General features: G+C 70.8%; 22 protein-coding genes. 5 read left to right on the plus strand and 17 right to left on the minus strand.

The window, feature by feature from the left end; translation table 11 throughout:
* Nucleotides 1-1,311: 1,311 nt before the first annotated feature.
* From ACFOYX_RS30605 to ACFOYX_RS30615, 3 genes are all read right to left on the minus strand, one after another.
* Nucleotides 1,312-1,983, minus strand: a complete 672-nt coding sequence (locus ACFOYX_RS30605; protein ID WP_322440037.1) for a nucleotidyl transferase AbiEii/AbiGii toxin family protein — start codon at nucleotides 1,981-1,983, stop codon at nucleotides 1,312-1,314.
* 2 nt (nucleotides 1,984-1,985) lie between these two features.
* Nucleotides 1,986-2,552, minus strand: coding sequence for a hypothetical protein (locus ACFOYX_RS30610; protein ID WP_322440036.1), 567 nt, complete (start codon nucleotides 2,550-2,552; stop codon nucleotides 1,986-1,988).
* 221 nt (nucleotides 2,553-2,773) lie between these two features.
* Nucleotides 2,774-4,186 carry a DEAD/DEAH box helicase family protein gene (locus ACFOYX_RS30615; RefSeq protein WP_322440035.1) on the minus strand — a complete coding sequence of 471 codons (1,413 nt, stop codon included), beginning with the start codon at nucleotides 4,184-4,186 and terminating at the stop codon, nucleotides 2,774-2,776.
* A gap of 167 nt (nucleotides 4,187-4,353) precedes the next feature.
* Between ACFOYX_RS30615 and ACFOYX_RS30620 the strand changes: the two genes are divergently transcribed.
* Together ACFOYX_RS30620 and ACFOYX_RS30625 are read left to right on the plus strand one after the other, a co-directional pair.
* Nucleotides 4,354-4,668: an ATP-binding protein gene (locus tag ACFOYX_RS30620; RefSeq protein ID WP_322440034.1), complete on the plus strand. Its 315-nt coding sequence runs from the start codon at nucleotides 4,354-4,356 to the stop codon at nucleotides 4,666-4,668.
* A 2-nt stretch (nucleotides 4,669-4,670) separates the two neighbouring features.
* Entirely contained in the window at nucleotides 4,671-4,910 is a 240-nt protein-coding gene (locus ACFOYX_RS30625) for an STAS domain-containing protein (RefSeq protein WP_322440033.1), read from the plus strand.
* On the opposite strand, the gene ACFOYX_RS30630 is transcribed toward ACFOYX_RS30625, so the two are convergent.
* The 3 genes from ACFOYX_RS30630 to ACFOYX_RS30640 are packed head-to-tail and all read right to left on the minus strand — an operon-like array spanning nucleotide 4,886 to nucleotide 6,520.
* Nucleotides 4,886-5,770 carry an IS3 family transposase gene (locus ACFOYX_RS30630; RefSeq protein ID WP_322440032.1) on the minus strand — a complete coding sequence of 295 codons (885 nt, stop codon included), beginning with the start codon at nucleotides 5,768-5,770 and terminating at the stop codon, nucleotides 4,886-4,888. The two genes, ACFOYX_RS30625 and ACFOYX_RS30630, sit on opposite strands and share 25 nt — an antisense overlap.
* A complete protein-coding gene (locus ACFOYX_RS30635; RefSeq protein WP_322440031.1) occupies nucleotides 5,767-6,060 on the minus strand; it encodes a transposase in 294 nt (97 codons plus the stop codon). Before ACFOYX_RS30635 ends, ACFOYX_RS30630 begins: the two co-directional genes overlap by 4 nt.
* Before the next feature lie 22 nt (nucleotides 6,061-6,082).
* The gene (locus tag ACFOYX_RS30640; RefSeq protein ID WP_322475090.1) at nucleotides 6,083-6,520 is read right to left on the minus strand and encodes a hypothetical protein; all 438 of its coding nucleotides are present in this window, start codon (nucleotides 6,518-6,520) and stop codon (nucleotides 6,083-6,085) included.
* Nucleotides 6,521-6,760: 240 nt separating this feature from the next.
* Between ACFOYX_RS30640 and ACFOYX_RS30645 the strand changes: the two genes are divergently transcribed.
* Together ACFOYX_RS30645 and ACFOYX_RS30650 are read left to right on the plus strand one after the other, a co-directional pair.
* A complete protein-coding gene (locus ACFOYX_RS30645; RefSeq protein ID WP_007074326.1) occupies nucleotides 6,761-6,964 on the plus strand; it encodes a cold-shock protein in 204 nt (67 codons plus the stop codon).
* Nucleotides 6,965-7,383: 419 nt separating this feature from the next.
* The gene (locus tag ACFOYX_RS30650; RefSeq protein WP_322440028.1) at nucleotides 7,384-7,665 is read left to right on the plus strand and encodes a hypothetical protein; all 282 of its coding nucleotides are present in this window, start codon (nucleotides 7,384-7,386) and stop codon (nucleotides 7,663-7,665) included.
* A 315-nt stretch (nucleotides 7,666-7,980) separates the two neighbouring features.
* On the opposite strand, the gene ACFOYX_RS30655 is transcribed toward ACFOYX_RS30650, so the two are convergent.
* The 7 genes from ACFOYX_RS30655 to ACFOYX_RS30685 all read right to left on the minus strand — a co-directional run bounded on the left by ACFOYX_RS30655 (nucleotide 7,981) and on the right by ACFOYX_RS30685 (nucleotide 19,047).
* A complete protein-coding gene (locus ACFOYX_RS30655; RefSeq protein ID WP_322440027.1) occupies nucleotides 7,981-9,249 on the minus strand; it encodes a TIGR02679 family protein in 1,269 nt (422 codons plus the stop codon).
* Complete coding sequence (locus ACFOYX_RS30660) at nucleotides 9,246-13,379, minus strand: TIGR02680 family protein (protein WP_322440026.1); 4,134 nt, start codon at nucleotides 13,377-13,379, stop codon at nucleotides 9,246-9,248. Before ACFOYX_RS30660 ends, ACFOYX_RS30655 begins: the two co-directional genes overlap by 4 nt.
* Nucleotides 13,380-13,395: 16 nt before the next feature.
* Entirely contained in the window at nucleotides 13,396-14,787 is a 1,392-nt protein-coding gene (locus ACFOYX_RS30665) for a TIGR02678 family protein (RefSeq protein ID WP_322440025.1), read from the minus strand.
* Complete coding sequence (locus ACFOYX_RS30670; protein ID WP_322440024.1) at nucleotides 14,784-16,352, minus strand: TIGR02677 family protein; 1,569 nt, start codon at nucleotides 16,350-16,352, stop codon at nucleotides 14,784-14,786. The genes ACFOYX_RS30665 and ACFOYX_RS30670 overlap by 4 nt, the downstream gene beginning before the upstream one ends.
* A gap of 274 nt (nucleotides 16,353-16,626) precedes the next feature.
* Nucleotides 16,627-17,184, minus strand: coding sequence for a hypothetical protein (locus tag ACFOYX_RS30675; protein WP_322440023.1), 558 nt, complete (start codon nucleotides 17,182-17,184; stop codon nucleotides 16,627-16,629).
* A gap of 961 nt (nucleotides 17,185-18,145) precedes the next feature.
* Nucleotides 18,146-18,586: an MFS transporter gene (locus ACFOYX_RS30680; RefSeq protein ID WP_322440022.1), complete on the minus strand. Its 441-nt coding sequence runs from the start codon at nucleotides 18,584-18,586 to the stop codon at nucleotides 18,146-18,148.
* A 236-nt stretch (nucleotides 18,587-18,822) separates the two neighbouring features.
* Nucleotides 18,823-19,047: a hypothetical protein gene (locus ACFOYX_RS30685; RefSeq protein WP_322440021.1), complete on the minus strand. Its 225-nt coding sequence runs from the start codon at nucleotides 19,045-19,047 to the stop codon at nucleotides 18,823-18,825.
* Between the two features lie 540 nt (nucleotides 19,048-19,587).
* Here ACFOYX_RS30685 and ACFOYX_RS30690 point away from each other — a divergent pair.
* The gene (locus ACFOYX_RS30690; protein ID WP_322440020.1) at nucleotides 19,588-20,016 is read left to right on the plus strand and encodes a hypothetical protein; all 429 of its coding nucleotides are present in this window, start codon (nucleotides 19,588-19,590) and stop codon (nucleotides 20,014-20,016) included.
* A gap of 254 nt (nucleotides 20,017-20,270) precedes the next feature.
* On the opposite strand, the gene ACFOYX_RS30695 is transcribed toward ACFOYX_RS30690, so the two are convergent.
* The 4 genes from ACFOYX_RS30695 to ACFOYX_RS30710 all read right to left on the minus strand — a co-directional run bounded on the left by ACFOYX_RS30695 (nucleotide 20,271) and on the right by ACFOYX_RS30710 (nucleotide 22,779).
* Nucleotides 20,271-20,615 (minus strand): aminoglycoside adenylyltransferase domain-containing protein, encoded by a 345-nt coding sequence (locus ACFOYX_RS30695; protein ID WP_322440019.1) that lies wholly within the window; start codon nucleotides 20,613-20,615, stop codon nucleotides 20,271-20,273.
* A gap of 11 nt (nucleotides 20,616-20,626) precedes the next feature.
* Nucleotides 20,627-21,424: a transposase gene (locus tag ACFOYX_RS30700; protein WP_377534624.1), complete on the minus strand. Its 798-nt coding sequence runs from the start codon at nucleotides 21,422-21,424 to the stop codon at nucleotides 20,627-20,629.
* Between the two features lie 453 nt (nucleotides 21,425-21,877).
* On the minus strand, nucleotides 21,878-22,348 hold the full coding sequence (locus tag ACFOYX_RS30705; protein WP_322440018.1) for a DUF3618 domain-containing protein: 471 nt from the start codon (nucleotides 22,346-22,348) through the stop codon (nucleotides 21,878-21,880).
* On the minus strand, nucleotides 22,345-22,779 hold the full coding sequence (locus tag ACFOYX_RS30710; protein ID WP_322440017.1) for a phage holin family protein: 435 nt from the start codon (nucleotides 22,777-22,779) through the stop codon (nucleotides 22,345-22,347). Before ACFOYX_RS30710 ends, ACFOYX_RS30705 begins: the two co-directional genes overlap by 4 nt.
* Nucleotides 22,780-22,845 lie beyond the last annotated feature (66 nt).

The raw sequence follows: 22,845 nt of genomic DNA on the forward strand, positions 1-22,845 counted from the left end.
CGCAGCCCACCAACGTCAGCTCACCACGCTGACCTCGATAGATGCCCTATCTGAACGGCATTGCGCCAAGACACGTCTTTGATGGACGATGGCAGAAGCGGGGGTGAGGAGGCGGTCATCACCTCGCCATTGTCATCGATGTAACGCCTACCGGGTGCTCTTGATCAAGGTCCGAGATTCCAAGGTCTCTGATGCCAGATCTTGCTTCGGCCACCAGACACGTCGACGGAGTGGCCGGCCCGGGCGGCCACCTCGGTGCGCCATGCGACGACGACGCGCGGAAGGATCGACATGGCCGCCGTGCGTGAGCGCGCGTACGACGTCTGTTGATACTGGCCGACTACGGCGACCAGGCCCCCCAGCAGGGGGGTCAAAGCTCGGTCTCAGTCTGGTCGCCATATGGCACCGGCCGAGTCTCGCGACCTGTGTACCGGGCCGTCAGCAACCGCCTCGCCGGCAATCCAAAGGTTGAGGGACGTCTCGTAACTGTGTGTCGGCGCCTGAGCCCCACACCTTCAGCGCCGAGGATGTGAAGCGCCAAAGCGAGCGCGAGCCCGTAGGCGACGAGCGCGGCGACGGTCGGGCCGCGCACCAGGATGCCGTACCGCTGCAAGCGGACGAGTCCCCTCCGCCTACCCCCATCGCACGATCGCGTCCTTTATCCGACCCGGCCGCGCCTACAGGGACGGAGACGGAGAAGCCGGGACATAGGACAGCCTCGTCGTACGAGCACCATCCGAGCACCAGTCCGTCCATGGGCATGGAACAACAAGAGACACCTGACCGCCATTTGGCAGGTCAGGCGTCTCTTGATCTTGTGCGCCCGAAGGGACTCGAACCCCTAACCTTGTGATCCGTAGTCCGATGCTTCGTATCCGCTGGTAGCAAGGTAACCGGGCACCGACCCGATACTGAAACCAGCGCACCGATTGTTCGATGATCTCCGCTGTGCTCGGAACGCGCTCGGTGAGTCGTGGGTACCGTTGGGCAGCCGCGGTCACGGCCGGGCAGCGGTTGGCGCGGGTCCGTCCGGCGGGCATCGGTGTGCTCCATGTGTGCTCCGCTGGTCGGAGCAGCGGGCGGCTGGCGCCCGTGAGCACAGGCGGGTACTCCTGGGTACTCGTTGGCACCCGCTGGCAGGTAGGCTGGGCCCTCGCGCCCTCGTAGCTCAGGGGATAGAGCATCGGTTTCCTAACCCGACGCTCCGCCGGTGTCCGCAGGCCGATGACCTGCGGCCTTTTGTTTTCCACCTATGCGTGCCGGTCGCCCCGCGGCCTTGCTGCGATCGCTTGCCGAAGATCAGCTGGAGCGCTAGCTGACGGAGCCGTCGGATCGAGCGGATTCCTCCTCGCTGAGCAGTTCACGGCGCCATTCGGCGAATCGGCTACGGAGATCGTCCAGCGCTCGGCCGGCGACGCCGTACTGGGCGAAGTCGTCAGGATCGAGCAGGGCGGCTTGTCCGAGGGCGTCGGCGAAGACGCGCCGGTCGAAACCACGGTCGGCGCGCTGCACGAGGGTGATGAGGGCTTCGCGGGTGTAGCGGTCGGATCGGAGTGTGGCGTCGATGTCGATGAAGTCACGAGCGAACGCTCGCCCGTAGAGTGCGCTCATCTTATTTGCGACCGCGTCGTCGGGGTGGAGTACCGGTCCGATCGCCATGAGGATCGGTTCGTTGGCACGCCAGTCCACACCGAGTTCGACCTTGGAGACCCGCACACCGTCGGTGACAGCCAGCCGGGCGAAGGTGTCGTACTGCCGCTCGGTCTCGACGGTGAGGCCGTCGTCTCGGTAGGCGTGTACGACGGCGGCGACCGCGGCGGTGAACTCCTGCCGGCGGTCCCAGGCGGTGAACAGGTCGACGTCCTCGCTGGGCCGCTCGAGAAGCCCGGCGGCCTGAACCGCGTAACCGCCGGCCAGCGCGAAGCCGTATCGATCGGCCGCCGCGAGCCCGGTACGGGCGAGGCGTTCGTGGAAGGGGTCCACCGCTACGCCGCGTTGCTGCGGATCGTGGCGAGTTCGGGAAAGGCATCCTCCCAGCGCTGGCGGAGCTGGGGCGGCAGCCAGAGGGTGGGCCAGAGCCGCCGGAGGAGGTCGGCATTGAGCCAGGTGTTCAGGTCCTCGGCCGTACTGGCTTCGGTGAGCACCACCTTGTACATGCTGGCCAGGCGTGCGGTCCGGTTCAGGTCGTACTCGGCGTGCCCGGACCAGTCGAGATGACGCGGAAGCGTCACCGTGCCCTCGGTCGGGCCGTGCAGCGCGGCGAGGGTTTCGGCCACCACGTAGAGCCTCCGGTTACCGTAGGGCCGGTAGTCCGCCGGTGGCTGGGGTGATGTCCTACGTCGGCTGATGTTGGTCGCCCGCCGGACTTCCGGTCGTAGCGCCTGACGGATGGTCTCCCGGCTGTACCCGGTGACCCGCTGCAGATCCACCGGCCGCCACCCGGCCGCGTGGAACGCCCGTAGTTGCTCGTCCCGCTCGGTCAATGCCTGCGCCCGCGTCGCCTCGTACCGGGAGACAACCGCATGCAGCTCATCCTCGGAGAACCGACCCATGCCGTCAGCCTACTACGCTAGGCCCAGCACGCTTGGCTTCTTCCCCGCATCCTCGCAACCAGCGGGTAAAGCTACTGATCCCGATCGTGTTGGTGGTGACGGACGCTCTACGTGAGCATGGGGGGCCCGCCGCGTTGGTACTGAGCGAGGCGGATCAGCCAGCGGCTTACCACTCCCTATTACTCGTTCTACCACGCAGTGATGATCGCGATCGGATGCGCTCATGTTCTGGTGAAGCCGAGTGCCCGGTATCCGGGCACGCGGCGTGGGAGTGAGGCGGCGAGGATGGGGGTGGCCGGGTCGTGGTAGTCGTGGACCTCGGCGAGGTGCTTGCCGGGCGCGGCGCGGATGACGCGGCCGGCGCATTGGACGAGTAGGCCGTCGTAGGAGATCGGGCCGGCGAGGAAGAGGGTGTCGAGGGCGGGGGCGTCGAAGCCTTCACCGATGAACGGTGTGGCGCCGATGACGAGCAGGCCCTCACCGGCTTTGGCGCCGTCGAGCCGGTCAACGATGGTCCGCCGTTCGCGGGTGTTCATCGCGCCTTGGAGCACGAGCGGCTGGTGTCCGCGTGCGGCGAGCAGAGCGGTGAGAGCTTCGACCTGGGCGACCCGTCGGGTCAGGACGAGACAGTTGCGACCGCGTGTCAGGGCTACGGCGACATCATCGGCGATCCGAGCGTTGCGTGACTCGTCGACGGCGAGTCTTCGGTGGACCTCGGCGAGCGCGCCGGGCGCGTCCAGGTCGACGTCGCCGGGCTGGAATGTGGTCTCGTGGATGAACAGCGCTCGACGGGGTCCGGCGTCGGTGTGCATCGCTGCCGCTAGGGTGCCGTGTTCCTCGTCGGTCAGGGTGTGGCGGACGGGTCCGAGTTGCCAGGTGACGAGTTGGCCGAGGCCGTCGCGTCGGGTGGGTGTGGCGGTGAGGCCGAGCCAGAACTGCGCGGCGATTCGCTTGACCGAGTGCTCGTACGCGGCGGCGCCGAGGTGGTGGCATTCGTCGACGATGACGTGCCCGTACCCCTGGGTCAGGGTGGCGACGTCGTCGCGCCGCGCCAGGGAGGGCAGCAGCGCGATGTCCAGGGTGCCGGTGAGCTTGCGTCGGCCGCCGCCGAGTTGACCGGGCCTGATGCCGAGGAACTGTTCGATGCGGATGCGCCACTGGTCGGCGAGGGCTTTGCGGTCGACGAGGACGAGGGTGGAGGTGTTGCGTTCGGCGATCACGGCGCAGGCCATGACGGTCTTGCCGGAGCCCGGTGGGGCGACCAGGATCCCGTCGTCGTGGGCGAGGAGTGCGCCGACCGCGTTGGCCTGCTTGCCGGTGAGTTCGGCGGTGAACGCGGTGTCGATCTCGGTCCCGGAGTTTCGTGCGTCCGTGACAGCCAATCGCGACCCGGCCCGCTCGACGATCGTGGCGATGGTGTGCCGCAGGCCCCGCGGGAGGACCAGGTGATCATCGAGGGTGAGGTCGTAGCCCTGGATGAAGCGTGGGGTGTCCCAGGTGGACTTGCGGAGTCGCTGCAGCTCGTAGAACTTCGGGTTGACCATGGCGGCGGCGTGTTTGAACGTCGCCAGTGCGGCGGGGGTGAGCTGTCTGGCGTCGATGCTCAGCCCGGCGCCTGCCTGAGCGTGGACCACCGGAGGTAGCGGAGGGTGGACCTGGGTCGCGGCGGACCGGCTCATCGTGGCGACGTCGGCACCGGTTACGGCTTGCTTGGCCTGCCGGGCGATCCGTTCGGCGTCGCCGGGACTGAGTCGGTCCAGAGTCGACAGGAACGCCCACTGATCGGCGTACGGTAGGTCTGGTGGGCCACGGGCTGGAGGACTTCGTGTTGGCGGTGCACGAGTTGGTCACCAACGTGGTGCGCCATGGCGGGGGTAGCGGCGAGCTGCGGCTGTGGCAGCACCACGACCTGCTGACCTGCCAGGTCAGCGACAACGGGCCCGGGTTGGGTGAGATGGCCGTCGCCCTGCCGTCGCCGGGGGAGGTCGGCCGCCGGGGACTGTGGCTGGCACAGCAGCTCACCGAAGGGCTGATGATCGACAATTCCGGACCGGGAACGACCGCCTCGGTGACAGCGCAGCTGAGCCCCCGATCGACCGTGCACGAGGAAGGGTGACAGTGGCCACGGAGCAGACCTGGCACTGGCGCGTCGACGTCGGTGCCGATCGTAGTGTCCTGGCGCTGTCCGGTGAGATCGACATGTCGGGCGCGGACCGGCTCGACGACCTGCTGCACGAGGCCATCGCCCGAGCTGGGACGGTGGAGGTGGACCTGGCGGGGTTGACCTTCATCGACTCGACTGAGGTTCCACCCCGGGACCGGACACCGGAGTTTCATGCCGCGAGGGCGTGGTCCTGACGATACCCGATGCGGGTCTCGACCGGTGTGCGGTAGCCGTTGGTCGAATGTAGACGGTGACGATTGTAGTAGGTGAGGTACTCGAACACTGCTCGCCGGGCGGCGTGGCGGGTCGGCCACACCTTCGTGCCGATCTCGGTTTTCAGGGTCGCGAAGAAGCTTTCGGCGGCGGCGTTATCGAAACAAGATCCAGTCCTGCCCATCGAGGCCCGCAGCTTGCAGGCCTTGAGTTTGCGGCGGAAGTCGGCCGACGTGTATTGCGATCCGCGGTCCGAATGAAAGATCGCATTCTGCTTGGTCAGGCCACGCCGGACGGCCAGGTCGATGGCTGCACTGATCAGGTCGGTACGCATGTGGGCGGCCATCGCGTGCCCGGCTACCTCCCGGTTGTGCAGATCGATGACGGTCGCCAAATAGAGCCAGCCTTCCTCGGTGGGCAGGTAGGTGATGTCCCCGACGAACCGTTCACCCGGCGCTGCGGCGGTGAAGTCGCGGCCGATCAGGTCCGGTGCCGGCGGCGCGGCGACGTTCTGCTTGGTCAGGCTCCGGCGCCGTCGCCGCGTCCAGCCCACGACGCCACGCTCGCGCATGATCCGCTCCACCTTCTTGCGGTTGACCCGCCGGCCGCGCCGGTGCAGCTCGACGGTGACCCGCTTGGACCCGTACGCCTGCTTGTGCGCGGTGTGGATCTCGGTGATCTCGGCGGCGAGATCGTCCTCGGCGCGCCGGCGTTCGGCCCGGGCGGGAGCAGCTTCGAGCCACTCGTAGTAGCCCTGCCTGCGAATATTGAGGACCCGGCACATCCGCTGGACGCCGTAGGTGGCGCGGTGGGTGGAGATGAAGCGGTAGCGGTGGGTCATTGCCCCATCTCCTTGGCAAAATATTGGGCTGCCTTGCGGAGAATGTCCTTCTCCAACTCCAGCTCCCGGACCCGCGCGCGAAGCTTGCGCAGCTCGTCACGCTCGGCGACGCTCAGGTCCGCCGGCGCGGCCCGGCCTGGCTGCTTCTCGGCCGCGCGGACCCAACCGCGCAGGGTTTCATGGTTGACGCCCAGGTCACGGGCTATCTGCCGGAGCGGGCGATCCGACGACCGGACGAGGTCGACGGCGTCCTTGCGGAACTGTTCGGGGTACTGCGAGGGGCGTGCCACCTGGACATCCTTGCTCCTGGCTCTACTGCCAGGTATCAGGGTGTCCGGTCCGAGGGTGGAAGCTCAGGCGCTCCACCCACCCTGCACCCGTGCGCCACGGTGGCCTCGCCCGACGCCCGAGGGGGCGGCGATTCAGGGCCAGCCCGTGCCGGTGGGCCACGGCGACGGCGCGCGGATGAACCCGCTCGGCGGGCTTCGTCCCCGCGGACGCCGCCGCGGTGTGGGTGCGGTCGGACCAGAGGGCGGCGGCAAGCTGCGAGCGGGCGGAGTTGCGGGTGCAGACGAACACCACCCGACCGACGCCGGTCAGTGGCGCCGGGGTCAGTCTCGCGAGGGCTTCGGGCTGCAGTGGCAGGTAGGTGCGGCGGCGGTCGCCCGGACCGGCCACGGACCACGAGGCCGGCGTCGGTGAGGACCTTGACGTGGTGGGCGACCAGGTTGGTGCGCATGCCCAGGTCACGCGGCGTGGCAAGCAGACGAGTGGCCAGGTCCACTAACCGCCATGGGATCGACGACGGATCATGTGCTACGGTAGCCGAGTTGCAGTTTTGATTTCCGTAGACGTTTTCCGGCGCCTGATGGGGCATCTGAAACCCATCCAGGCGCCTTTCGTTTTTCGTGTCGTTTCGACGCAGGTGATCAACGCGGCGGCGTAAGGGTCCGCACAGTGCGGTCTCTGACAGCCTGCGAAGGAGCAGACATGACTACAGGTACCGTGAAGTGGTTCAACGCCGACAAGGGCTTCGGCTTCATCAGCCCGGACGGCGGCGGCGCCGACGTCTTCGCCCACTTCTCCGCGATCTCGGCGAGCGGCTTCCGCAGCCTCGACGAGAACCAGAAGGTGGAGTTCGATATCACCCAGGGCCAGAAGGGCCCGCAGGCGGAGAACATCCGCCCGCTTTGATCCACATTCTGTGAGCGGCGGCCCGACTGGTTCAGCGGGCCGCCGTTCGGCGTTCCATGCGCATACCACGGCACCGCGAAAATCGTCTGATCGGCAGCCAGCTCGGTGTGGAGCCAGCTCGGCATTGCCCCCCCGTGTTCTCTTCCCTGGATCGATTCGGACCTCGGGCGCCAGTCTGCCAAGGCCGACTGGCAGCTCGCCCAAGGCGCGCCTCTGGCTCATGAACCAGACAGACGCAGGCATCGACCCTTATCCCTAACGAGCCGAACTCCGCATCGCCGCCGCCCTGACGGTCGAGGCACGTACGGTCGCGGTCAGGTGGAGCACACCATGGTCGGACTCGACGCCTTACCTCCTGATGACTGTCAGACAGCCGGGACCCGGGATGCACGGCGTTACATCCTGAAGGGTTGATGACTATGACGACGACCTACTCGGGTCCTGCGAGGCTGATCCTGGTCGACGGCGCCTGCATCTCCGGCATGGCTTCCCTCAGTACCAACCAGCGCGGAGGACTCAACGGCTGGGGCGGCACGTTCCGTCCGGACGAGATCACGGCAGACCTTCGCAACGCAGTCGAAGGGCTGCAATTGGAGCTGCCCTACGATCGGGTGGGGACAGTCGCCGTCACCGGCATACGCAAGCTACTCGCCACGCAGGTGTTGGTGTCGTTGGAAGGCCGCGGACCCGCACCATTCTGATCGTGCGCCGCACGGCCGCCGCTACATCGCCGCCGCGACACGGTCACTCTGCTCTGAGACGTCCGACTCGTGCCGCAGGTCGGGGCCGAGTGCGAAGGCGGCGTCGTGCTCCGTTGATCAGCGCGACGCGGGTGTCGGCCAGCGCGGCATCGACCTGCGCGGCGGCGCGGCGGGGGATCAGGCGCGGTGTGGGCAACCCTCATGACAACCAGCGCGTTTTCGATCTGCGGCACCTCCATGTTCGTTTTGCGGGTCCCTGGTGTTCGATCTGCGGCCGTCGACCGACGACGGCACGCTGTCGCCACCGCCGGACCGTCACCTGGCTCCGGCAGCACGCAGGTCGGCGAGAAGCTGGTCGAGCAGGCGTTCCTCCATCACCGCTCGGCCGGCCCGCCGCATCGACTCGCCCAGCGACTCGTCCCACGGGGTCCGGGTGGGCGTTCCGATAAGGGCCGTGCCGGTGCCGGCCGCCGGAAGGTAGTCGGCGGCTGTCATCCGCCACGGAACCGCATTCGGGTACCGCTGGAGAGCCGCTGCCGTCAGGCGTACGCCGGTCCAGTCGAAGTCGTTGCGCCACCGGATCACTGCCCCGGGAGCGGCGCGCAGCAGCGTGTGGACGGCGACCGACGGCACCCCTTCGGTGCAGATCAGCGGCGGAGCCTGGGCCCCGAGCGCGGCGGTGGCCGCGCGTAGCACGGCGGGGTTCTCGCAGAGGTGAACCTCGTCGCCAGTCATGGTCAGCGGTGCCAGGCGTAGCTGGTGCAGGGTGACCCGCATCGGTACGCCCGCCTGGGCGGCCTCGGTCAGCCACCGCCCGAGCAGGCCGCCGGTGGCCGGCATGTTGAGTACCAGCACCTGGCTGGCGAGGTCGTCCGGGACCAGTCCGACCGATTCCCACAGTGTCCGTTCCTGCTCGCCGTCGACCGGTAGCGCTGTCTGCTGCCACGCGGCGACGGCACGCAGGACGAGCCCGCGCAGCGGCCCCTCGGTGAGGGCCTTCGTGTCGTCCAGCACCCGGTCGGCGAAGACCGGCATCGGTTCGTCGGCCGCGGGCAGCGCGTCCAGTACGCGGATCACGTCCTGGAACGGCAGTCCGGTGCGGACGATACGGGTCAGGGTGCCGTCGCGGCGTAGGCCGTCGAGCCATTCGGCGTGCCAGGCAGTGCCGGCGTGCCGGCCGTCGTTGGCCAGGGCGAGGACGGCGTCGCGGGCCACCGCCTCGCGTTTCAGGTCGGCCGGCCGGTTGCGCAGCGGGGCCGTCACGGTGAGCACGTCGGCCAGGCCCACTCCGTGCGCCGCCCGCAGGTGCTCGTCGACCTCGGTGAGGCGGACGCTGAGCCGCGCCGCTGTGGCGGACCGGTGGGTACCGGTGATGCCGATGATCACGAGACGCTCGTCGTCGGTGGGGGCGGCCAACGTCACCGTCGCGTCGAGCTGACCTCCGGTGCGTTCCAGGCTGCGCCGGGCGGCCGCCAGTAACCGCCGCCAGCCAGGCTGCTCGATCAGATCCGCCGAAGCGCCGTGACCAGCCAACCGTTCCTGACCGACCAGGCTCGACGGACGCTCGTCAGGGCTGCCGGTCATTCGTCCGCGAGGTCGAGCAGGACCGCGGCACGGTCGGGTTCGTCGCGACCGCCCGGGGCGCGGCGGGTTTCCGGGGAGCCGAGCGCGCGAGCCAGCGTCCCGTCGAAGTCGGCGACGTTGGTCGAGCCGTCCCAGACCAGCAGCACGGCGGACACCGCGTGTTCCACGGCGGAGTGGGACAGGTCGTAGTGGGCGGCGCCGCTGACCGCCGGGTGGGTGGCCCACAGGTCGTAGCCGGTCATGAACAGGTCCAGGTCGAACTGCTTCGCCAGGGCCATCAGCTCACCCCGGCCGGTGTCGTCCACCCCGGCGAACGCCTCGTCCAGCCCGAGCAGCCGGGGTGCGTCCGGCCGTGCCGAGCCGAACAGCGCGTTGGCGGCGGCGAAGAGCGGCAGGTGCAGGGAGACCGACTGCTCACCGCCGGAGAGTTGGCTGTGCCGGGCCCGGGTCAGTGCCTCCGTGCCGCCACCGGGCCGGTGCAGGGTGAACGCGAACGTTCGCCACTGCCGGTAGTCGAGGACGTCGCCGAGCAGTTCTCGGTACGGCCGCTCGGGCGCCGCCGCCCGCGCCGTCTTGATCCGGGCGGCGAAGTGCCGGCGCATCGTGGTGAGCTGGGCCGGCCCGAGCCGGGCCGGGTCGCGTTCGAGCAGCTTGCAGACGTCGCGTTGCTCGGCGTCGAGGTCGTCGGCGAGCCGCCAGCCGACGCCGACGGTGAGCCCCGAGGACATCCGGCGGGCCCGCATCTGGCTGTCCATCGCCGCCACCAGGTCGCGGGCCTCGATGGTGCGGTGGTGGATCTGCCGGGCGAGTTGCCCGAGCAGGGCGTCCTCCAACACTCGCTGCTCGGAGTCGGTCAGCAGTTGCTCCTGGTCGCGGCGCTCGCGGGCGATCCGGTCCGCGAAGTGGGCGACCGGGGTCAGGCCCTGCTCGTCGGCGACCCGGACCACGATCACCCCGTCGTCGGTGTCCCACTCGGGCCGGTGATCCAGGCCGGCAGCGGGCAGTTGTGCCTGCAGCTCGGTCAGCGCCGTGGTGAGCCGGGTGGCGCTCTGCTTGAGTGACGTCTCGGTGGGGTTCAACTCCCGGGTGGCGGTGAGGATCGCCTCGTGCAGGGCCGCCACCTGCGGATGCAGCTCGTCGCCCGGGGTCTGCGTCGGCCAGCGCAGGTCGGTGGGGCAGCGCAGCAGGCCCAGCAGGTCCGGCTGGGCGTACGGGCGCAGCCGCTGGGCGTCGTGCTGAGCCTCGGTGACGGCGGCAGTCACGGCCTGCTCTCCCAACTCCACCCGGGTCAGCGCGGCTGCCCGCCGCTCCCGGGCGGCACCGAGTTGGGTGCGGGCCTGTTCGACGGCCTGCTCCGCCTCGGTGATCCGGTCGGCGGTGCGGGCCACGTCGGCCAGCACCCGTTCCGCGTCGGCGCCCACGCTGTCGCGCAGCGTCCGGTACGCCTCCGCCTTGTCCCGGTGCCGGGAGGTGGCCGTACGGGCGGTGTCCTGCGCGGCGGTGAACCGGTCGACGGCCTCATCGTGCCGCTGCCGCGCCTGGTCCTCCTGCTCGGCGGCGCGCGCGGCGGCCGGCCGTGCGCTCTCCAGTCGTACGCCCCGCTTCTCAAAGCGGTCCACCGCCTCGGCGGTGTCGTCGAGCCGGTCCACCGGCAGCGACCGCTCCGCCGTCGTCCGCCGCAGGGCGGCCGACGTGGCGGACCGCTCGGCCAGGGTCTGGTCGAGCCGTGCGGCGGCGGCGGCGCTGGCCTCCTGCCGGGCGCGCAGCGTCGCGGCCGCCCGGTCCAGCTCCCGCAGCGCCGCGTGGACCGGTGCGGGTGCCGGCAGCTGCGCGGCGGCCGCGTCCACCGCCGCCAGGAGCGCCTCGACGGACGCGCGGTCGCGGTCCACCGCGCCGAGGTCGGCGTCGATGGTCGCCAGCTGCCGGTCGCACTCGGCGACTCGCGCGGTGCGGCGGGCCGCCCGGGCGGTCGCGCCGATGTACTCGCAGGAGGTCTTGGTGAACCGGCCGAGGCTGACGCCCTGGGCGTACCGACCGTCGACCCCGACCGTCACCGGCGCGGCGCCCACCTCAGTGGATGTCGGGTCGGCCAGTACCACCGAGGCGAGCACCTCGATGATCCGCCCGGCGGGCACGTCGTCCTGCTCCTCGGGGATCAGCACGTCGGCGAGGGTGGCTCCGGTCGGCCGCCGGTGCGGCGGGAGTGGCAGCAGGTAGCCGTCCAGGTCGTCGCCGGCCAGCGCGGTCGCCGTGGCCTCCGGGTTCGGATGCAGCCAGGCGTCCAGCAGCCCGGCGGCGTGCAGCGCCGCCTCGATGGCCGCCGCGTCCGCGCCGGTCACCTCGTCGGCGAAGCGGACCAGTCGCCACAGCGGCGCGCCGGGTCGGCCGGTGCGTGTCGCCTGCCGGGTCACCGGGACGGGCGGCGCGTCGTCGTGCTCGGCGGCGATCCGGTCCCGTTCGGCGGCCACCTCGGCGCGCCGGTCGGCCAGCGCCGCGCGGTGCGCCGCCAGCGCCGCGAGCCGGTCCCGCCACCGGGTTACCGCGGCGGCGGTGGCCTCCGCGTACACCTCCCGCAGGGTCCGCGCGCCCGGCTCGCCGGTGGTGTCCACGACGGCGGCCAACGCACGTGCCAGCTCCGGCCGCGCGATGTCGGCCAGCAGCCCGGCGTTGCCCTGCGTCCACTGCCCGAGCTGGGCACGCAGCCGCTCGCGGGCCTGCGCGACGGCGTCCTCGGCGCTCCGCTCGTCCTGCTCGGCGTCGGATGCGGCGGCCGTGGCGCCGGCCGCCTCGGCGGCGGCCCGGGAGTGGTCGCGTTCGGCCTGTGCGTGCCGCGCCACCTGTTCGCGGACGGCACGCACGTCGTCGCGGCGCGCGGCGACCCGGGCGGTGATCCGGGCCGCCAGGTCGTCCGGGGCGACGTCATCGGCGCTCCAGGTGATCCCGGCCGTCTCGGCGTCGAGCAGAAGCTCGGCGGCGAGCCGGTCGGCCACCGCCCGCGCGTCCCGGGTCGCCACCATCGCCCGTTCCCATTCGGTACGCCGCCGGGCCGCCGCCGTCTCCTCGGCGGCAACGGTCCCGCCGGCCCGCTCGGCCGCCTCGGCCAGGTCGTGTACGTGCCGTTCCAGGTCGGCGAGCTGCTCGTGGGACTGGTATGCCGCCGAGGCCTTCAGGCTGTCGAGGTGGGCGCGGAGCCGTCCGGGCTCGCCCTCGACGGCCCGCAGCCGCGTGCCTGCCGCGGACTCCGCCTCGGCCGCCGCGTCGGCCGCGCGGCGCGCGTCGGCCAGTGCGGTCGACCGGGTGGCGACCGCGTCGCGTCGGGCGGTCAGGGTGTCGGCGGCGGCCCGGGCGTGGGTGCGCAGGTAGGTCGAGTAGACCGCCAGGAACCCTGCTGTCGCGCCGTCCGCCGCCACCAGCCCTTCGAGGGTACGGGCGACCGTCTCCATGTCGTCGAACGAACGGGCGGCCTCCACCAGCAGGTGGTCCTCGACCGGGCGCAGCCCCCGTTGCAGGGTGCGGGACAGCTCGACCGGGTTGAGGTCCTTGGCCAGCTGCGGCTTACGCAGGGTCAGCACCAGATCCAACAGCTGCTCGTAGCGGGCCGGACCGAGGCCGAACAGCCGGGCGTCGACGAGGTGCCGGTAGTCCTCCGCCGAGTCCCGCACCGCGTCGGCACCCAACCGGTCGATCAGGTCGCGGCGGTTCAGCGGCCGGTCGTCGGCGTCCAGCAGGGAGAAGTCCACCCCCACCCGACCGTCGACCACGAAGTGCCAGCGGGTCACCCGGTCGACGTGCCGGTGTGCCCGCAACCCGATGCCGAGCGTCACGTACTGCTCGCCGTCGCCGAATTCCATCCACACGTACGCGTGGGTGACCTCCTGCCCCCGGTAGAGCAGGTTCGACTTCATCGTCCGGTCCTCGCTGGCGAACGGGTTCAGCCGGCGGGGTTCGATCCGCCCGTCGAGGACGAAGGGGAACAGCACCTCCAGCGCCTTGGTCTTGCCGGAGCCGTTGGGCCCGCGCAGCACCAGCCACCCGTCGACGAACAGGAACTCCTCGTCGCGGTAGTCCCACAGGTTGATGATCCCGGCGCGGGTGGGGGCGAACCGGCGCATCGCACGTTGCTCGATCACGATCAACTTCCCGAGGTCAGAAGAGGGTTTCGGTGGCGGCGCGGGGCTTGACCGCGGCGACGGTGTGGCGGTAACGACCGACAAGTGGCCGGACGAGCACCCCGCCCGGCACGACGGTGACCGCGCCGAACCGTTCCAGCAGCGCCACCGCCTCGGCGCGCAACCGGTCCGGGTCGGCGTGCCACTGGGCCCCGAACGCGGTCCCGTACCGCGCAAGGATCTCGCCGACGGCGGTACGCAGGAAACTGTCGGTGACGAACGGCAACCGGCCGGCTCCGTCGGCCTCGTCGGGGCAGTTCTCGTCCCCGGCGGTCCACGGCTCGGTCAGGTCGGTGTCGTCGAGGCGCACCAGGGTGGACGTGGGCAGGCCGGCGTCGATCTGGCCCACCAGCGCCTGCTGCCGGCCGTACCCGTCCGGCGGGGCGAGGCGCTTGACCCGACGGCCGTCCGGGTCCACCACGCGGTCGGCCATCTCCACCGCGAGCAGCACCGCGGCCTGCGCCACCGACCCGGTGCCCGGGAACCGCTCCCCGGTGAACCCGGCGGTGTCCACCAGCAGCACCCCCTCGGCCCGCCGCTCCACCCGCAGACCGGTCAACCGGGCCACGTCCGTGGCGAGCGCCGAACCGCGCAAATGGTTGGCGACCATCGGATCGACGTCGGCGTGGTAGACGACCGGCGACTCCACCACCGTCCGCCGGGCCGTCTGGGCCGCCTGCCGGCGCTCGGCGTTACCGCTGGTGGTCATCGCCCGGTCGAGCAGCGCCGCCACCGAGTCGACGTGCTGCACCACCCGGGTCGGCCGGAACAGCGCGAACACCACGTCCCGCGCCACGTCGTACAGCGCCTCACCGGCCCCGGGGTCGCTGGCCCAGGCGGCGCTGGAGCCGTCGGCCAGCCGGAGCACGCCACGCTCCTCCAACCAGCCGACCGCGTCCACGAATGCCCGCCGATCCGGGCCGTGGTCCGGATCCAGCCCCAGGCCGGTGATCCGGTTCGCGTCACCGGCCACCGAGTCGGCCAACTCGCTGAGGGTGATCTGGATCCCGGCGCGGCCCAGCACCGCCAGGCACAACGCCAGGTACGCGTAGCGCTGCCGGTCGAACGGCCGCCCGGTGCGGGACACCGCCGGCTGGGTGCCGTCGAGCTGGTCCTTCGCCCGCACCAGCCGGGCGGTCGCACCGTGCAGCTCCAGCCGGTACCCGAACGCCTCGGCGAGATCCCGACGAAGGGTGGCGGCGAACCGCCGCACCCGGGGCAGCGTCCGCTCGTCGGGCCAGGTCGCCGTGATCAGCGGGTGGCGCAGGACCAGCCGTACGGCGCGCTGGTAGTCCGCCAACTCCAACTCCGGGACGTCGACGGCGAACCGGTGGACCGCCGGCCGCAGCGCACCCGGTTCCGCGGTCACGCCGACACCAGTTCAGGGCGGCGGACCGCGGTGTGCTGCGCGGCGGTGACCGTCAGCGCGTACCCGTCCAGATGCAGCCGGCCCTCGGCGGTGCGCACCGTGGTGAACCGCCCCGGCGTCGGGGTGAGGGTCAGCCGGACGCCGTGCGCGGCGGCCGCCAGCGGCACCACGGCTCTGCCCCCGACCCGGGCGGCCAGTGCGATGTCGAGCAGGCGCAGCAGGACCTGGGTCTGCGACCCATCCAACCGGTGATCGTCGACGCCCTCGGCGGCCAGCGCCGTCGCCGCGTCGGCCAACCGGCGCTCCCGGGCGAGTTGGTCGCCGCGCAGCCGGTGCCGACGGTCGTCGACCCGGTCCAGCCGGGCCGGCCGACCCCGACCCTGCCCGGGTGCGCGGCCGGTGGCCACCAGGGTGCGGGACAGTTCCACCGCCGGCGCCTCCCACCACGACAGCCGGCTCGCGATCGCCTCCGGATCCGGGTGCGCCACCCCGACGTGACGCGGAGCGCCGAGACCGAACACCACGTCGAACAGGGCGTGCGCGGCCTCCTGGGTGCCGGTGTGGGTGAACCACGCGGCCAGGTGCCGCAGCTGCGACTCCCGGCTCACCCCACCACGGCGAGCCTCGGTCACCCGGCGCAACAGGGCGAGGACGTCACCGATCGCGGCGATGGTGGCGTCCGACAACCGGTCCGCCTCGCTGAGCTGCTCCGGTCCTGGCGGCGCCAGCCAGGACCGCAGCCCCGCCCAGCGCCGCCGCCAGTCATCCAGCCGCTGCACCGGGGTGTGGAACAGCCGCTCGTCGGCCTCGGCGGCGGCCTCGATCAGCCGGTCCAGCCCGGTCGCCTCCACCTCGTGCACCGCCGCGCGCAGCCGGGGGGTGTATCGCTGCAACTCGTCGTGGAAGTCCCGCAGGTGGGCCAGCAGCGCGTCCTTGTGTGCGAGGAACGCCTCCGGCCGCACGTCGTTGGTCCGCCCCAGATCGCCCAACATGTGGTAGAAACGGGCGGCCCGCTCGGCGATGTCGGCCAACGCCCGGTCCAGCCGGTTGAACTTGCGGTACACCTCCTCCGCGTCACCGGCCTCGTTGGCCGACGCGAGGGCGTTGAGGTCCGCCAGGAGATCGGCGAAGACCAGCCGGGACAGCGTCGAGTCGTCCATGCTCGCCGACAACACCGCCTCCACCGCCCGATGGGCCCGATAGCCCGCCTCGGTGAACTGGTACACCGAGTGCCGGTTGCGGTACTCCGCCAGCGTCGTGGCCCGGGAACCGTCCTGCCCCCGGTCGAGCACGCCCCAGTCCACCAGGGCGTCGAGCAGCCGCGGCAACTCCACGTGGGCCGGATCCGGGCAGTCCGCGTTTGCCTCGTGCAGCGCCGCCAGCGCCGCGGCCACGTCAGCGGTGTGCAGCACGACGTGGTAGCTGGACCGCGCCGAGTCGAAGGCCCGCAGCAGCCACAGGTAGGCGAACCGGTTCTCCGCCGTGACGTAACCGAACAGCCGCATCCGGTCGTCCAGCCCGAAGTCGTCCAAGCCGAACGTGGGCCGGGATGGCTGCACGGTCATCGTCTTCCTCCCACGGGACGCGAACAGCCACCCACCCTACCCAGCCGGCCACGCATGGCGGCGAGGCGCGGGGCACCAGCGGTCGCCGAGGTCATTCAGAGCCTGCCTCAAGGGCTACTTCCTCTGGAGGCTGACAGGGAAACGCCGGCTGACCTGAATATCGAAGTGTCCCTGTGTCGGTGGCTTGCCTGCATCACGCGAGGCTTGGCAGGAGACTGCTGGTCCCCAGCTTGACCGGCAGAGGTGGTGGCGCGATGGGCTTGAGCGTTGGATGTCACTCGCGGGTCAGCCCCGGTGGCAGCGCGTCTTCGTCGGGTCGGATCCGGCGGGCGTTGGCCACAGAGTCGCCTTGAAGGGTGCGGATCAGCGGTTCCGGGCCGCCGACGCAGGTCCAGGTGTCGTCCCAGAGTGCGGAGACCAGCCATGATCGGTCGGCGGGGAAGAACAGGTCGGGTAGCGACCCGCGGCCGTGGCGCATGTGACCGGTCCGCCAGGTGAGGGCTTGCTCGGGGCCAGCCTCGACCAGCACGTACGGCCAGTTCCAGTAAAGCGACACCCTGGGGGCACGGGGGAAGACGACGTCGTGGGCGCCGGTGTCGAGGTAAGCCAGCCACCACGGCTGGTCGGCGGTGTGCGTGCTGAGGTCATCGACCAGGGCGTGCTCGTAGGTGGCGGCGGTGACGTCGTCGGCCTGGTACGTGGTGGCGTAGGCGTCGAAGATGGCCGGGATGGCGGTGGTGATCGAGATACCGGCAGTGGTGTGACCGGCGATCCAGTCCACATCGTCAGCGGCGCCGATGCGCCAACTCCGCCCGTCCTTGCTGACCCGCACACCACCATTCAAGCCGCTGCAGTGCCGGTTGGCTTGGGAACAGGGCTGGTCGCTGGACGGCCGGCGACCTCCGTCACGAGCGCTAATGTCCACATCCGGCTTCCTTCGCTTGGGTGGAGGGGTTGATGTCCACGGACCTCGCACATCGGGTGCGAGATTCCCGCCGGCGGGTGCGGCAGACTGACGCTGCCGCACCCGGCCCGCGTCCGAGCGCCTATCCCATCTGCCGGCCGTCATGCCTCGTCGGCCAGGCTACGGCGGCACCGACCGCCGGAAGGACGGCGATGACCGTGAGCGCGGTAGTCGGCCCCCCGGCCTGCCACAGGGCAGCGCACAGGGCGGCACCGCAGCCGCCGCCGAGAAGAGCACAAGGCTGAGCAGGCCGACAGCACCGCCACGAACCCCGACGGCGGTGTGGGCGGTGGTGAGCGCGGTGAGCAGCGTCTGCGCGACGGCTGAGGCGGTGAACGCGCCGTGCTAGCCGCCGCGACCGGCCAGGTCCGCAGGTCAGCGGCGGCGTAGCACAGGGCCGCGACCAGCAACAGACTCACCGCGGCCAGCACACGCCCGGCGGGCAGCCGACGTGCCAATCGTGCGGCAGTCCAGGCCAGCGCCGCCCCGACTACCGCGCCGGGCAGCAGAAGTAGGCCGGCGAACAGGCCCGCGTACACGCTCGCGCCGGTGGTCGCGGCGCGCCGGAACCATCGGGCGGACATGATGTGCCGACCGAGGAGCTGATCGGGATGCGTCCGCTGACGCATCGCCAGGCTGGCAGCGGCGGCTGCCGTAGTTGCAGCGCCGATCACGGTGGTTCTCGCGCCTGCCTGCCCGGTGGCGTGCTGCGCGGTCAGCAGCAGTCCGGCTGCGACGACCGCGAGCAGACCCGCGGCAGGCCAATCCACCCGATCTCATCGTGGCGCGTGGGCGGTGAGGGGCCAGCACAGGGGAACCGCGGCCAGCGTTAGCACGGGCAGGGCCAGCGCCGCCAGGACCAGTGCGCCGCTATCGCGCCGGCCAGCGGGGCGGTGGCGGAGAACCCGGCGAGGCAGGCGCCGAAAGCGGCCAGCGCCGCCGGTCGGCGACCGGTGGGCAACTGTGCCGTGCTGGTGAGCGCGGTGGCGATGACCGATCCCGACCCCACCGCCAGCAGGACGCGGCCGGTGACCACGGTCGCCAGCGTGGGCGACACAGCGCACACCAAAGCGCCGGATATCAGCAAAGTCGCGGCAGTAAGCAGGACCGGACGGCTGCCTCTCGAATCGGCGAGGCGCCCGGCGGTGACCGCACCGACGCCGACGCCCGCGGCATAGGCGGTGAGGATCCACGCCAGCGTCGCGCCGGTGGCGTGGAGATGCCGGGCGGTGTCGGGCAGTGCCACCGAGGCGGCGCTGACGCCGTACACGGCCCGGCGCCGCCCAGCGTGACTGATGAGACTGTTCCGAGAGCATGCGTGGACCCCATTCCTCGCCGTAGATTCGTCGGACTGCGGTATGCGGGCGCTGGGCTACACCTCCCGGGCGCGGCACTGCGGTGTCGCGGCCTCGTAGGGTCGCCGCCGGGGACCTGCCCCGGATCGGAACCCGACCGCACCGGTGTCGCCGGAGGCGCACCTGAGGTAGCGCTATGCGAACACCCGCTTCAGCGCTGCTGCGGCTTCTCGCCCTTCACGGACGGCGCGCCGAGCGCGGCGTTGACACGCTGACCGAGCAAGCGCAGCTGGTGATGGACGTCCACCAGTGCCGCCCGCCGCGACGGGGTGGTCTCGCGGCCCGCCGCGTTGACGAGAACCTCGATGTCGCTGCGCAGCCGTTGCAAGCTCCGCCTGGCGGTGGTCAACGGCAGCTCGGCGCCTCTGGTCCGCACGCTGCTGCGGTGTCGTCTGGTGACGCGCGACGCCCGTCGCCGGTTTGTTCCCCAGGCGCCCCTGGCCGCGTCGGCTTGTCGTAGTTTGACCACTGCTGCATCTCCTTGTCTCCACCTGCGATGGGCGCGCCGGCAGGGAGCCGTCTCGGGTCACGCGGATTAGCTCTGGGGGATGGGGGACCCGCGGCAGAGCCCTCACTCCGGGGCGGCATGGTCATCCGGCCCCTCCCCTTCGCCTCTCGACGAGGCGCGCGGCAGCGGGCAGCGTCAGGGCGACGCAGGCCAGGTCAGGCGGTGCTGCCGCGAGGCATGGCGGGCAGATGACACATGCGCCCGGAGCGACGACACGTCCCCCTCTGGCAGTCGTCGCCCGCGGCCGGGGCGCCTATCGCGCATAGCTCCCCGATCCGCTACGCTCCAACCAACTTCAGTTCGAACTATCCGAACCGCAGTTGCCGAGGCGATACCGAGAGCTAAGCACGGATCACCACTCGCGTCAACCACAGTTCGCAGGGTTCCAACCACAGTTGGGAGGGCTTTGTGAGTGACAGGCCTGCTGACCAGGCCGAGGACGTCACCTCCCGGCTGATCCAAACTCGGCTCCGGGAGCTTTTCCAAGCTTCCGGCGAAGACCGACCGCCCTACACGGAGGGTGAAGTCGCTCGCGCGCTCACGGCACGGGGACACCGCATCACCGCCGAAGGCATCCGCAACCTCCTGCGGTCACCTCGCATCAACCCCAAAGCCACCACGCTGCGCGCTCTCGCCGAGTTCTTCAACGTTCCCGCGGGCTACCTCCTCGGCGACGACGAGCCCGAAGCGGCAAGCCGGGAGGCGCGGGTGATGGCCAGGTCCTTCGAAAAGCTGAACCCCAGATCCAGGAAGAGCCTCGCTCGGGTCATCGACGAGTTCCTTCAACTTGAAGAAGCCGCGCGCGATGCGGCCGAACCCTCCCGCCCGGCTGAATGACCACACCCCCTCGGGCCCCGGCCCTGCGCGTGCGCAAGCTCCCGAGGCATACGCCGGCCGAAGTAAGGGCCGGGTCACCACGACGGTCGCTCACACCATCAGCTACAGCCGCGCAGAGGGACCCCTGCAACTCGGATCGTCGTCCGAGTAATGACGACCGGCACCGACCAAGCCCCTGAGGCAATTGTGGCGCAGGTTGAGCGCGTTGGGCCGACTCCGGGCGAGGGCGTGCTGGCTCCAGCGGCCCCAATCTCCTACTCGTGCAGCACCTCGGTCATGAAGCCGTTGAGGTCTGCACGGCGCCGCCAGGGGTTGCGGTAGAACCGCGTACCGCCGACGCGGATTCGCAGCGCTTCCCGGATGATCCGGTGCCACCGTGGGCTGTACGTATCGAGCGCGTAGGTCGCTGCGTCGGTCTTCGAGGTGACCCGCCCGGCGGCGAGGGTGTGCCGTAGCCGGCTGACGCCGAGCGCTCCCCAGCATGCAGCCGACGGGGTGAGGCCGGCGAAACCTCGAGCGTGACGCCGCGACCACGGTGCCCAGTACTCCATGAGGTTGCGTCGCGTGGATTCCGCCAGCGCGGGCCAGTCCGTGTACACGTCGAAGTCGGCTACGACGGGTCCGCGAACCGCAACCCCGCCCTGGGCGAGAACGTGCCAGGACACCAGATGTCGTTCGAAGCGCGACGACGGGGCGAAATGCCATTCGTGCACGCCGGACCTGGGGCCACGCGCGCGGGGTCACGGCGGAAGTCCTCCCAGTTGGTGTACAGCCCGTCGAAGAACGGCATGTTGTAGTGGCGGCGAAGGTCGGCGTGGATGGCGCGCCGGTAGCGCGGCGGACGCTGCAGTTCTTCGGCGATGGCTGCGCGGGCGTAGCGCTTGACGGTGTTCAGTGCCCAGCCCAGCCGGCGGGCACATTCCAGCAGGCCGACGCCTTGGTCGAGCAGGGCGTGCACGGCGGCGTGCCGTTGGCGGGTGCGTTCATCCAGCGGCCGGTTCCGGTGTGGTGGGTTCTGGTGCCAGCAGCCACTGTGCGCGACCACAACCTTTTCGACCGCCTTGGCCAGGTTGTGCCACAGATGCCACCGGTCGCTGACCTGCACCGCCTGCGGTGCGCCGTCGCGAATCGCCTCGGCGTAGGCCGCGGATCCGTCGCGGCAGACCACCTCGACTTCTGGGTGCTCGCGCAGCCAGGCGGCCAGGGTGGCGGCCTTGCGATCGGGCAGCACGTCAACGCGGCGATGGGTGACCGCGTCGAGTAACAAGGTTGCATAACGGCGGCCGCGGCGCAGCGCGAAGTCGTCCACGCTCAACACCGCTGGCGCCGGCCCGACCGAGCTCGGCAACGCCATCATCACCCGCAGCACCGCGGTCCGAGAGATCCGCACACCCAGCCGGGCCAGCACGGCCGTTCCGGCACGCCGGCCACGACCACCGCCAGTTCCGCGACCAGTGCGGTCAGCTGACGGGTCCGCCGCGCCCACCGCTGCGCCAACGCGGGTACCTGCTGCCAGAGCCGTTTTCACGACACTCCCCGGCGCGGGCGAGGACCCGCAAGACCAGCCCTTGATCAACCACCCGATCGATGACCAGCGAAGACAACTGCGGGAACACGGTCTTGATCAGGTCGCAGCCACACCGACGCCAGGAGGCCCCACCACGACCGGCCAGTCAGGCCCGACCCACCACCGTTTCTGTGCCAGAGCCGTTTTCACGACACTCCCCGGCGCGGGCGTCACTGCCGATAGATGCCGCTGGGATCCAAGGCCGACCATGATCCTCTCGACCGCCTTGGCCATACAGATGCCACCGGTCGCTCCTGAGATGTCTTCAGTTGTCGCGGCCGTGCGGCGGGCTGGTCACCTCGGCCGGCGGCGTCGGTAGACCACGACGGCGACGGTGGCTGCGGCGCCGGCGGCGGCCAGGACCGGTACCGGTTTCGCGCGCACCCGGCTGCCGATCTTGGCCGTCGAGGTGCGGGCTGAGGTGACCAGGGCCGACTTGGCTTTACCGGTGGTCTGCGCGCTGGCTTTCGCCGAGCCGTGTACCGCGCTGGTGGGGTGCTGGGCTTTCTGCTTGACCGCCTTGGCGCGCTGGAGTGCCTTCTGCCGCACTGTGCGGCTCATCTGGGTCGCTTTGGTCTTCGCCGACTGGCTGGCCTGGGTGACACGCTGTCGGAGTCCGCCGGTGGTGGTGGCCTTGGTGCGCAGGCGAGTCTTGACGTCGGTCTTGGCGGCCAGGGCAGCGACGGTCTCGCCGAGCTGCTCGCGCGTCTGTTGGATGTCGCGTCGGGTCTCGTCCGGGTCGCTGCTTCCCGCTGGCGTGCTCATGGCTGCCTCCGACTCACTGCGCCGCGTATCGTTTCGGTGTCCGCGCGTACGCTGTCCCTGGTTTCTGCCGGTGTGGCGGGCATGGCCTTGGAGACCTGTTTCTTGCCGCGTTGGGCCGCGATGGCGGCGGCGATGGACAGGATGACGGTGACGATCAGGGCGGCCAGCGCGTCGGGCATGATCGAGGCCAGGGCCAGCACGACCGTGGCGACGAGGGCGCCGCCGGCGTAGAGACCGAGCGTGGCGCCGCCGCCGAGTAACCCGGCGCCGACGCCTGCGCGTTTGCCCTTCGCGGTCATCTCCGCCCGGGCCATCGTCAGCTCGTCGCGCACCAGCCGGGTGATCTGTTCCGTGGCACGCTGCACCAACTCAGCGGCCGGTGTGTCAGCAGATGCAGCGCCAGGGCTGCCGCTGGAGTCTTCTGCTGCCATGAGGACCCTCAATTCTCTCACACGCGGGAATGTCCGACGCGCCGACGACGATCGATTGGCCGCCGC

The organism is Micromonospora sp. GCM10011541, assembly GCF_042650725.1.
Classification (GTDB): Bacteria; Actinomycetota; Actinomycetes; order Mycobacteriales; family Micromonosporaceae; genus Micromonospora; species Micromonospora sicca.

Excerpts from the sequence above, each read along its gene's own strand:
- ACFOYX_RS30705 (WP_322440018.1), bottom strand. The coding sequence starts at position 22,348 with ATGAGCACGCCAGCGGGAAGCAGCGACCCGGACGAGACCCGACGCGAC.
- ACFOYX_RS30645 (WP_007074326.1), top strand. The coding sequence starts at position 6,761 with ATGACTACAGGTACCGTGAAGTGGTTCAACGCCGACAAGGGCTTCGGC.
- ACFOYX_RS30670 (WP_322440024.1), bottom strand. The coding sequence starts at position 16,352 with ATGACCGTGCAGCCATCCCGGCCCACGTTCGGCTTGGACGACTTCGGG.
- ACFOYX_RS30630 (WP_322440032.1), bottom strand. The coding sequence starts at position 5,770 with ATGACCCACCGCTACCGCTTCATCTCCACCCACCGCGCCACCTACGGC.
- ACFOYX_RS30650 (WP_322440028.1), top strand. The coding sequence starts at position 7,384 with ATGACGACGACCTACTCGGGTCCTGCGAGGCTGATCCTGGTCGACGGC.
- ACFOYX_RS30655 (WP_322440027.1), bottom strand. The coding sequence starts at position 9,249 with ATGACCGGCAGCCCTGACGAGCGTCCGTCGAGCCTGGTCGGTCAGGAA.
- ACFOYX_RS30710 (WP_322440017.1), bottom strand. The coding sequence starts at position 22,779 with ATGGCAGCAGAAGACTCCAGCGGCAGCCCTGGCGCTGCATCTGCTGAC.
- ACFOYX_RS30610 (WP_322440036.1), bottom strand. The coding sequence starts at position 2,552 with ATGGGTCGGTTCTCCGAGGATGAGCTGCATGCGGTTGTCTCCCGGTAC.